General features: G+C 46.9%; 4 protein-coding genes and 3 pseudogenes. 5 read left to right on the top strand and 2 right to left on the bottom strand.

Annotated features, from left to right (window positions below):
• The 3 genes and pseudogenes from CFR80_RS16650 to CFR80_RS20215 form a co-directional block, all read left to right on the top strand.
• Positions 1–381 (top strand): ATP-binding protein (locus tag CFR80_RS16650; protein WP_181418264.1); only part of this gene is annotated, 381 nt, incomplete at its 5' end.
• 136 nt (positions 382–517) lie between these two features.
• Positions 518–880, top strand: a pseudogene (locus CFR80_RS16645) (IS66 family transposase); the annotation flags it as partial.
• A complete protein-coding gene (locus CFR80_RS20215; protein ID WP_110507743.1) occupies positions 777–1,103 on the top strand; it encodes a transposase in 327 nt (108 codons plus the stop codon). The pseudogene CFR80_RS16645 and the gene CFR80_RS20215, both read left to right, overlap by 104 nt.
• 107 nt (positions 1,104–1,210) lie before the next feature.
• Here the strand turns inward: CFR80_RS20215 and CFR80_RS16635 are convergent.
• Positions 1,211–2,304, bottom strand: a pseudogene (locus CFR80_RS16635) (IS3 family transposase).
• A 501-nt stretch (positions 2,305–2,805) separates the two neighbouring features.
• On the opposite strand from CFR80_RS16635, the gene CFR80_RS16630 reads away from it, so the two are divergent.
• Positions 2,806–4,278 (top strand): WavE lipopolysaccharide synthesis family protein, encoded by a 1,473-nt coding sequence (locus CFR80_RS16630; RefSeq protein ID WP_110507742.1) that lies wholly within the window; start codon positions 2,806–2,808, stop codon positions 4,276–4,278.
• A 10-nt stretch (positions 4,279–4,288) separates the two neighbouring features.
• Positions 4,289–5,251 (top strand): hypothetical protein, encoded by a 963-nt coding sequence (locus tag CFR80_RS19035; RefSeq protein ID WP_029329798.1) that lies wholly within the window; start codon positions 4,289–4,291, stop codon positions 5,249–5,251.
• 161 nt (positions 5,252–5,412) lie between these two features.
• Here the strand turns inward: CFR80_RS19035 and CFR80_RS16620 are convergent.
• Positions 5,413–5,901, bottom strand: a pseudogene (locus tag CFR80_RS16620) (transposase); the annotation flags it as partial.
• Positions 5,902–6,001: the final 100 nt, after the last annotated feature.

Genomic DNA, 6,001 nt, shown 5'->3' with positions numbered 1-6,001 from the left:
GCCATTGGCCGGAGCTGCATCCGCACAGGTCGGCGTGGCCGGTTCTTCAACGTGGTGGACCTGATCAACCGGCTTGAGGATGACAGTCGGGCGGCAAGGGCGGGTCGGCTGGCCGAACAACTCGGCCGACTGGACTTTGTCATCCTCGACGAACTGGGATACCTGCCCTTTGCCCAGTCTGGCGGACAGTTGCTGTTCCATATGATCAGCCGCCTTTATGAACAGACCTCGGTCATTGTCACCACGAACCTGTCCTTCGGTGAATGGGCCAGTGTATTCGCCGACGCCAAGATGACCACGGCACTGCTCGACCGTCTGACCCATCACTGCGACATCATCGAGACAGGGAACGAAAGCTGGCGGTTCAGGAACCGTAACTGAACCTCTCTCCAGATCCATACCTGCCCCGGCCTGTCTCCTTACGCCTACGGCTTCAGGAGACAGGCCGGGCCTTCAACAGGGGGTTAATATTGCATGCCGATCAGGGGTTATTTTTGAGTGCCGATTGACATGCCGGCGCATGTCGACCAAAAATCCCGTTGCCCAGGCCATGAACTATTTTCTACGGCGTGCCGATACATTCACACGATTCCTCACAGATGGCCGTATCTGTCTGACGAACAATGCAGCAGAACGCGCCCTGCGCGGCATCGCCCTGGGCAGGAAAGCCTGGTTGTTCGCCGGGTCCGATCGTGGCGGAGAGCGCGCCGCCGCCATGTATTCCCTGATCGTCACCGCGCGCCTGAACGATGTCGATCCCCAGGCATGGCTCGCTGATGTCCTGGCACGGATCAATGACATTCCCAATCCACGCCTCCATGAACTCCTGCCCTGGCACTGGAAAGCCCACCAGCAGGTCCACAATACCATCGCCGCCTGAATACGCCCGCGTCTCTCGCCGGATGATTACCCTTCGGCGGACGATATCTGCGATTTTCTGGCGTCATCAGAACGGTGCGAAATGGCGCGCCATACCAGATGAGTTTGGTCCTTGGTGCATTACGCACACTTGTTCATTCGATGGTCGAAACTCGGTATGTGCCAGCACCTCTTTGAGAAGGTCGAAGACGGGGATCAGGGACATCCTCTCGGCCTTATCCTGACTGACGGGTCTGGCCTTAAATTACAAAGCCACAGCTTTCCTGACGAGAGAGGTTGACCCGTCCGTTCGGACAGTTTTGTGGGCTTGATAAGCTATACCCGGTTGTCGTTATGCCCCCATTCTGACAGCGCTGCTGTTGGCCATCTGGTCCGGGGTTAACCCCGGACCAGATGGCGTCGGCACATTATGATACGTCTCATCTGGCGTGCGTCCAGCCAGTGCCGAGTGCGGACGCTGCCGTTATAATGGGGATCCATCCGGCAAGCCCGGCCCGTAGCGCCGACCCGATCTCGAATGCGTGCAAATGTATTTCAACGACCGTCACAGACGTTCGATGAATACGTTGTCCTGCCAGCGACCGCGCCCATCCATGCTGATGCGAAACTTTCATCGTTCCTGGACTTCGGTGAACCGGGGCGTCGTGAATTGTGAACCTTGGGTCCATGTTGAAACTCTCCGGGGTGCCATAGCACACCAGCGCATCTCTGAGTACATCGACGCAGAACTCTGCATCCATCGTGTTCGACAGAACGCTAGGACAGCACCTTGCACGTATACCAATCCATGACCGCCACCAGATAGAGAAAGCCCTTGTTCATCAGCATGTTAAGTGATGTCGAAACATCACACCTGATTGGGCCGCTCGATGACCAGATCCCGCAGCAGAAACGGATATGGCACGGTCGTGCGCGGCTTCTGGTAGATCGCCCGCAAGCCCATTCTCACCATGAGCCGACGAGCCCGCTTATGGCCGAGATGACAAAGATGCCGGGTCATCTGACGGGATCCGTAATACGGTGTCCCCAGAAACTGCGCGTCGATCAGCCGCATCAGTTCCAGATTCGTCTCGCTCTCCGGCATAGGCCGGTAGTAGAGGCCCGATCGGTTGAGTTGCAGCGACGTGCATTGCCGCACGACCTAAAGCCAAAGCCGTTTTGGGTCGATCATTTGCCGCCTCTGATCACGCCCGACCGAACAGAGGCATCGCGCAAAAAATCACGTTTCACCAGAAATTAATCGATCTTCGCATGCAGCTTCTCCACGTTGACCGGGCTGGCCGTCGCTTCCGGTGCTGCCTGGCCAGAAAAAAGGCTCGCCATGTTCTCGATCGCCTGGCGCTTCCATTGGGCGATCATCGTCTGATGCACGCCGTGCTTCGACGCCAGTTCCGCCAGCGTCTACTCACCCCGGATCGCCTCCAGCGCGACCCGCGACTTGAACTCACCCGAATACCGTTTCTACGTAGCCTTGCCCATAAGTCCACCCTCTCTCAGGTCGGATTATAGCTTATCACCCTGTCCGAAAAACGGGGGTCACCTCTGATCGAACCATCAGACACTTCTGAGTCAGACTATTCATGAAAACACGCGCGATAGCCTGCCAGAGGAAAGCCACCCTGCGTGCCTGACGCAGATCCACGTCTTGGCAAGCGAAGCATGAGGATCCCCCCTGTCAGCCTCGAAAAGATAAATTATTGCAATCCGCGGAATATGTTTCTTCAGCTTACAAAATAGATGCCGGAGATTAGATAGCTTCCTATCATGATAGTCCATGAAATATTAAAACACATAATGACAATATAGAATCAATTTTTTTCTTTTTTAAAGTAAAAAAGTATCCTAAAATTTCATTTAATACTATTATTTTAATTGATCAAATTATTTATTTCTGTCAGCACAACACCTTATACTCAAGTATCCCCCATGGACTGCCATGCATATTTACAGGAGCATCCGGCAAAAACTGCTCAGATTGCTTTTTGCGTCAGCCGGGAAGGTTGCTATGGAAAAAAGGACAATAATGCATTATTTTGTTTTCGCAAACTGAATTTATGGCAAAGATCGGGCGTACTGATTGTCGCCAGACTAATAAGGTATGGCTTATATAGAGGAGATGAGGGCTTGAAAGACAATTTTAAATCTATATCAGAAAATTTATCAATTATCATGCAAGGGCCATTGCATGTTGGAAATATTGTACAGATAGCAAATCACAGTCGGCATTGGAGGGACTTGTTCCCTGATGCAGAAATTATTCTTTCCATATCAACCAATGAAGTAATGGAAAGCATACCCCAGCATGAACGAACAGGAAGGGAAAGATATAAAATATCACATTGGCATGAACCAAATGTGATCGCTTCCAATGCTGTTAATGTGATAGATTATATTTGTGATGACGTAGTTCTGGCTGAACCTACCATACCTTTGCCGCCCATCAAGCCTACAGATGGACCAAATAACTCGAGCTTCATGATCAATGCAGCAAAAGCTGGTTTAAATGCAGCAAGCCGTAAATACGTTCTGCGTATCAGAAGTGATGTTATTTTCCTGAACAAGAACTTTCTAAGCCTGTATTTGGAAAATGTAGATAGACCCAGACGGTTTAGGTCCATTCTAAAACAACGGGTTATGATATGTAACCTCTTCACCGTAAATCCGTTTTGTGTCGAGAGATTACCATATCACTATAGCGACTGGTTTAATTTTGGATTGCTGAGTGATGTCCGTAATATATGGGATGTCCCTTTGATGTCCTACAGTGACACGCTGTTTTATAAGGTAAACCCACACAAAAAGGGATCAAACTTCAGGGAGGTAAATTTCAATACCAGAATAGGTGTTGAGCAACATATATATACTTCCTTCCTGAAGAATAATAATCATGACTACATACTTGACTTTCACAATGATACAAGAGGTACTATTGATTCATTAAAAGTTCTTGAAAATGAATTCATTATAGCTGATGCCAATTATATCAAGGTTCTTACGCAAGATCGATCTGATTACCTTACGTTTGACTGGGTAGATTACATCTGCATTCATTATAATCAATGGGCAAAATTACATACAACGTCTCCTGCAAATTATAGGAGCATATTCCTGGATAAGATTGAAAAGTCTAATAAAATATTACAGGAAAATTCAGGAACTAAAGATGAAATTGAAAGAGAAATAGAAGAATTTAATGAAGAAGGCGAATGCCACGAAAATCATTTCTCTGGAAATGACAAAATAAAGGGTTTAACTATCCCCGGTCGGGTTATTTTGCCGATTTATAAATTAATTCTAATTCCAAAAATGAAGAAAAAATTTGAAAAAGATAGAATTGCATTTTTTGAAGATTCTAAAAATAAAATAGCAAAAAAAGTCTATAACATATCTTACAAATGAGGACAAAAAAATGATGCAAGGTCTGAAAAATACTAAAGTTGCCATCATTTTTTATGGAATGATTCGCAATTATTCTTTGCCGTCAAAAAGTATAAAGAAACACATTATAAAACCAAATAATGGTGATGTATATTATTTCGGTCCGTCTTATACAGATAGGCCCAGCAATAGCCATTATGGAAAATTCGATAAAGACGGCTTCCTGATGGAGAACCCGAAGTCCGCGAAAGATTCAGTTTTCCCAGCTGAAATTGGTGACTTCATTGAAACTTACAGCGATTGCATAAAAAACTACAAAACCCATGATTTGAAATTTTCTTTTTTTGAAGAAGAAGCAGATTCTGTCAGTGGAAGAGATGAATGGCTTTTTCAGCTCAATCCTGCACGAGTCCTATCCATGTTTTATAATATGTCTGGAGCAATTGAAGAATTTCTGAAGTTCTCAAATGAAAATTCTCTATCATATGATGCCTGTGTATTAATGCGGCCAGATTTAGTTTTCTACAATAGAGTACTACCCCAAGCTGAAGATGGCAAAATTTATATACCAAAAGCTCAAGGAATCAGTGAGCGAGGCGAAACATATGATGGGAATGCTCCCGTATATTTTTACAAGAATGCTTACACCGGTGAATATATACCCGGAGGCAGGAAGATCACCTTTAATGATCAATTCTTGATAATGACACAAAAAGAGATTTCTACATTTAAGGGAATGTACGATGAAGTGAAGGATATGATGAAGCGGAAAGTACCCCTTTCTCCTGAGACATTGTTTTATTTAATGACAAAAAACAGGTTCTTGGATGTAATTATTAATGCAGACTGGGTATATGAAATATATAGGAATGACACGAAATTAATATCTAATATCATTGATTCTCCTGAACTGCGTGATATCGATCGTTATCATCCTTCCCTGAAGGAAAAAACAAAATCCAAATTTGAAGGAAAAGGCTACAGATCTTTGTAAAGTTATCGGAACTTGGCAACAAACGGAGTTGTCCTTCTTTACAAAAATGCCAAGTCCTACTGACCGAAGATCTGATCCAAAGTTTTGCGATGGCGAAGTTGAGAAAGCTCAAGAAGAGAGCGGCCTTATCATAATGGGTTGCATATATCTGAGAGCCTGAATCAGAAAGCGGTTTGATTGATTTTCCGCAGAACTCTGCGGATATGGGCGATCATCAACCACGCGCAGGATGACGAGAGTGTTGCCTCGACATCCTTCGTGAGGCGACGGCAGCGGCCGAGTTCAGCCAGCGCATTACGCAACTTCTCGCCAGCATACCCGCCGTCACCGATCAGGTGGCGAAGCCAGGGGAATAATGAGCGTATTCTGATCGCTACCAGCGGCGCACCGTCACGATCCTGAATGTCGGCGGGATGCACGACGGCTGCCACGACATGACCCTGCGTGTCGGTCGTGATATGCCGCTTGCGGCCCCTGATCTTCTTACCCGCGTCATAACCGCGTGGACCGCCGTTTTCAGTAGTTTTAACCGACTGGCTGTCAATAATACCTACCGAAGGCGTGGCGTCTCGCCCGTCCTGCTCACGCGACAGGATCACGAGAATATGGTTCATCGCTTCCCATCGTCCCTCGCGGATCCAACGGTGGAAAGTAAGCTCCCGGCGACTGACGCCTTGCTGAATACTTCTGGTCTTGTTCAGCTATGAAGCATGAGCGATTTAAGAGATAGGGACGCGGTACTACCTGCGA

The sequence above is a fragment of the Komagataeibacter oboediens genome (genome assembly GCF_003207815.1).
Lineage (GTDB): Bacteria > Pseudomonadota > Alphaproteobacteria > Acetobacterales > Acetobacteraceae > Komagataeibacter > Komagataeibacter oboediens.
This window is presented reverse-complemented; position numbering and strand designations above follow the sequence as displayed.

Coding starts and splice junctions, on each gene's coding strand:
- CFR80_RS20215 (WP_110507743.1), top strand. CDS start 777: ATGTCCTGGCACGGATCAATGACATTCCCAATCCACGCCTCCATGAAC.
- CFR80_RS16630 (WP_110507742.1), top strand. CDS start 2,806: ATGGACTGCCATGCATATTTACAGGAGCATCCGGCAAAAACTGCTCAG.
- CFR80_RS19035 (WP_029329798.1), top strand. CDS start 4,289: ATGATGCAAGGTCTGAAAAATACTAAAGTTGCCATCATTTTTTATGGA.